This is a genomic window from Rhodococcus sp. (in: high G+C Gram-positive bacteria) (genome assembly GCF_049286785.1).
Taxonomy (GTDB): Bacteria; Actinomycetota; Actinomycetes; order Mycobacteriales; family Mycobacteriaceae; genus Rhodococcus_F.
In genome coordinates this window covers 1-3,387 of the sequence record NZ_JBAQEO010000816.1, presented here as the reverse complement: position 1 = coordinate 3,387, position 3,387 = coordinate 1, and the positions used below count along the sequence as shown (strand labels likewise).

The following is a 3,387-nucleotide window of genomic DNA, read 5'->3' as shown; positions in this document are numbered from 1 at the left end:
CCCGTGTATAGCACTTGCGACCCGCCACCACTTGCTACGGTGACGCCACCACTTGCAACCCGCAACTGCTTCCTGGGAGATGCTGATGTCCGACACCACCTGCCACATGTCGATCTCGCTCGACGGCTTCGTCGCCGGACCGGAGCAGAGCCGGGACAATCCGCTGGGCAAGCGCGGCGGAGAGTTGCACGGCTGGCATATCGGTGACCCGCGCGCGACCGAAGCCGACAAGACAGCCAACGGATGGCTCATGCGCCCTCGCGGCGCCTACGTCATGGGCCGCAACATGTTCGGGCCGATCCGCGGTGAGTGGAACGAGGCGTGGGACGGATGGTGGGGATCCGAGCCGCCCTACCACGCCCCGGTCTTCGTGCTCACTCACCACTCACGCGAACCGATCGAGATGGAGGGCGGGACCACCTTCCAATTCGTCACCGAGGGGTTCGACGCTGCCTACGCGCAGGCGTTCGAAACGGCCGACGGCAACGGCGTGGACATCGCCGGCGGCGCTTCGACAGTCCGACAGGCACTCAACGCCGGCGTGATCGATGAACTCACCCTCGACATCGCACCCGTCCTACTCGGCAGCGGCGAGCGCATGTTCGATGGCGTCGAGACGTTCGGTTTCGAGCCCGTCGAGGTGCTCCACTCACCGCTAACCACCCATATCCGTTACCGCAGAGGCAGCGCCGGCTGAGCGGTAACTGCCCTTCGTGCGTCTCAATCGAGGATCCGCTTGCGACATCGCTCCGCCGAGCGAGCCGGCTCAATCGGCAAGACCGAGAAATACCAACAGCGCGCGGTCCAGCCGAACCAGATCGGCATCGGCGAGTTGGCCGAGGCGGTCGCGCACATTTACCCGCGGCATCGTCGTGACCTTGTCGACCATGATTTGACTTGGCTTTTCGATCCCGGTGGTGTAGGTCGGCTCCACGGCGATCCGGACAAGTGGCGCCTCGACCGGATTGGTCGTCAGCGGGCACACCGTAACCGAAGCGGTTGAGTCAAACCGATCGTCCTGGACGATGACCACAGGTCTCGGCTTGCCGGTGTAGGCACCACGCGCAGCAGCGATATAGATGTCGCCCCGCCTCACTCGCCGGGCTCCGCCTCGTCCCAATCGACTGAGATGGCATCAACGAATGCCTGGTCATCGGCTTCATGCTCGCTCGCCGCGACGGCAGCCGACTGGCGGTGAGCTTCTGCGACAAACTCCGGAGCCCGTACGTCGGGCACCCAGATCTGAACAGGCCTGAGGCCCTGCTCGCGCAAACGCCGGCGGTGCTCGCGTACCCGCTCCCGTGTGCTTGCCATGCGCCAATGTTACATGTAACGAGTTCGGTCGACAACTGACGTGCGTCCGCTGGCCGATCCGCTTACGGGATCGCCAACCACTCCTGGTGTGGGTGTCAGGGCGTCCTGATCGCCGTCGCGGCCAGGGGCATTGGCACGGCCCGTCTCGCTTCGTAGTGGCTGAGGAAATGCCAGGGTCTTGAGACAGATTGCTGTGGCCATGCCGTGAGACAAGCGACAAGTCCGCAGTTCGCGGCGTCTCAAAATGCCACTGGCAGCGAGACCCTACATCGCTCGAGATTCCGGTGACGGCAGCACCGATGTTCATCGTCTCTGATGTTCCTGATTCGGTGGTGGCGATGAGACCACCGGGTCCGTGGGAGGGTGTCGTCGAGCTGGTATGCATTCCGCATCTGCCCAGAAGCCGAGAAGATCGATCCAATGACGGAAAGACTGGCGAACATCCAGAGCGAGACGATGTCGGCATTGAGCACTCGCCGGGTTCTGGAAGATCGGGTGCCGGACGGCCCCATCCTGCTCCACGGCGGCGGCAACTTCGGCGACCGATGGCCGGCGTACCAGCGCTTCCGCGAAAAGGTGATGGCTGACCTGCCGCATCGGACGATCATCCAACTGCCGCAGACCATCGACTTTGCCAGCGAAAACGAACTCGCCCGAGTGCAGTCGTTGTATTCGGCGCACCCCGATTTGACGCTGATGATCCGTGACCACCCCGGATACGAGCAGGCGCGCGGGTGGTTCCCGGACAACAACGTCGTCTACTGCCCGGACTCTGCATTCGGTATGGGCCCCGTCGCACCCGTTGCCGAACCCACCCACGACATTGTCGTTCTCAAACGGGCGGACCGTGAGTCCGTGCACGCCGACCAGGACGTCTTCGACGGGGCGCATCAGACCGACTGGCATGTCAGCGCCGTCGGCAACCTCACATGGTGGCCGGTGACCCTCATTGGCATGCTCCTGCATCAGATCCCACCGCTGCGCGGCCGGCTTCACCCGAGGTATCGCCGCACGTTCGACTGGCAGGCCGATATCGTCATCAACGGGGCCGTCGAGATCCTCTCGCGCGGCCGGATCATTGTTACCGACCGACTACATGCGGCGATCCTCGCCACGCTGATGGGCAAACCGGTCGTGATGGTGGACAACGTCAACAAGAAGATCTCCACAATTTATCGCGAGCTGCTCGCGGACCTGCCCAACACTCATCTTGCGGACAGCTTCACCGACGCCGATCGGTTGGCGGCCAGCATGATTCCGTGACGTCCTGAGGACTGGGCGGTGGGGATGTGGGCCGTGACGACATGACAGGCAGGACCTACCCGAAGCCCTGATTCTGCCTGGCTATCCGAAATCGTGACTGATTCCAGAAAAGTGCGTCATAGTGTTTACGTGCCCTCGCCGCTGGATTTCGCACAGCAGTTGCGGACGGCTGACCTACGCGTGACCCGACCTCGGGTCGCGGTGCTGGTAGCTGTGCACGAGCGTCCACATGCCGACACGGAGACGATCTTCCGGGCCGTGCGCACCGTTCTGCCCGACGTTTCCCGGCAGGCCGTGTACGACGTGCTGCATGCCCTGTCCGCTGCGGGTCTGGTGCGGCGGATCCAGCCGTCCGGTTCCGTCGCCCGCTACGAGTCGCGTGTGGGTGACAACCACCATCATCTCGTCTGCCGGTCCTGCGGGGCCATCGCAGATGTCGACTGTGCCGTCGGCGAGGCGCCCTGCCTTGCCCCGTCGGACCACAACGGCTTTCTCGTCGATGAGGCCGAGGTCGTCTACTGGGGCCTGTGCCCCGACTGCTCCACACCACACACTTCGCGATCACACCCGTGATCCATTCAGCTCCGGAAGGAAGGACGATATGTCCAACAGCGAAAGCGAAAACCCGGTAATCCCCTCCCCGACTCCGAAGCCACACCGGCCGAGGACCACCCGGGACTGGTGGCCGAACCAGCTGAACCTTCAGGTTCTCCACCAGCACTCCCCCCTCTCCAATCCGATGGGCGAGGCGTTCGACTACGCGGAGGAATTCAAGAAGCTCGACCTCGAGGCGTTGAAGCAGGACCTTAC

At 63.5% G+C, this 3,387-nt stretch carries 6 protein-coding genes; 4 read left to right on the top strand and 2 right to left on the bottom strand.

From position 1 onward, the window contains the following. Positions 1–85 precede the first annotated feature (85 nt). Positions 86–697 (top strand): dihydrofolate reductase family protein, encoded by a 612-nt coding sequence (locus WAW17_RS29355; protein ID WP_422336368.1) that lies wholly within the window; start codon positions 86–88, stop codon positions 695–697. Positions 698–766: 69 nt separating this feature from the next. Here the strand turns inward: WAW17_RS29355 and WAW17_RS29350 are convergent, their stop codons facing one another. Together WAW17_RS29350 and WAW17_RS29345 are read right to left on the bottom strand one after the other, a co-directional pair. Continuing rightward, positions 767–1,096: a type II toxin-antitoxin system PemK/MazF family toxin gene (locus WAW17_RS29350; protein WP_422336367.1), complete on the bottom strand. Its 330-nt coding sequence runs from the start codon at positions 1,094–1,096 to the stop codon at positions 767–769. Then, positions 1,093–1,314: an antitoxin MazE family protein gene (locus WAW17_RS29345; RefSeq protein WP_011599308.1), complete on the bottom strand. Its 222-nt coding sequence runs from the start codon at positions 1,312–1,314 to the stop codon at positions 1,093–1,095. The genes WAW17_RS29350 and WAW17_RS29345 overlap by 4 nt, the downstream gene beginning before the upstream one ends. Positions 1,315–1,734: 420 nt before the next feature. Between WAW17_RS29345 and WAW17_RS29340 the strand changes: the two genes are divergently transcribed. The 3 genes from WAW17_RS29340 to WAW17_RS29330 all read left to right on the top strand — a co-directional run. Further along, the gene (locus WAW17_RS29340) at positions 1,735–2,577 is read left to right on the top strand and encodes a polysaccharide pyruvyl transferase family protein (RefSeq protein WP_422336366.1); all 843 of its coding nucleotides are present in this window, start codon (positions 1,735–1,737) and stop codon (positions 2,575–2,577) included. A gap of 129 nt (positions 2,578–2,706) precedes the next feature. Further along, a complete protein-coding gene (locus WAW17_RS29335; RefSeq protein ID WP_422336365.1) occupies positions 2,707–3,150 on the top strand; it encodes a Fur family transcriptional regulator in 444 nt (147 codons plus the stop codon). Positions 3,151–3,178: 28 nt separating this feature from the next. Further along, positions 3,179–3,387: hypothetical protein (locus tag WAW17_RS29330; RefSeq protein ID WP_422336364.1), on the top strand; the 209-nt coding region annotated here is incomplete at its 3' end.

What these genes read in the sequence shown, in the direction of transcription:
- WAW17_RS29340 (WP_422336366.1), top strand. Translation starts at nt 1,735, where the DNA reads ATGACGGAAAGACTGGCGAACATCCAGAGCGAGACGATGTCGGCATTG.
- WAW17_RS29355 (WP_422336368.1), top strand. Translation starts at nt 86, where the DNA reads ATGTCCGACACCACCTGCCACATGTCGATCTCGCTCGACGGCTTCGTC.
- WAW17_RS29345 (WP_011599308.1), bottom strand. Translation starts at nt 1,314, where the DNA reads ATGGCAAGCACACGGGAGCGGGTACGCGAGCACCGCCGGCGTTTGCGC.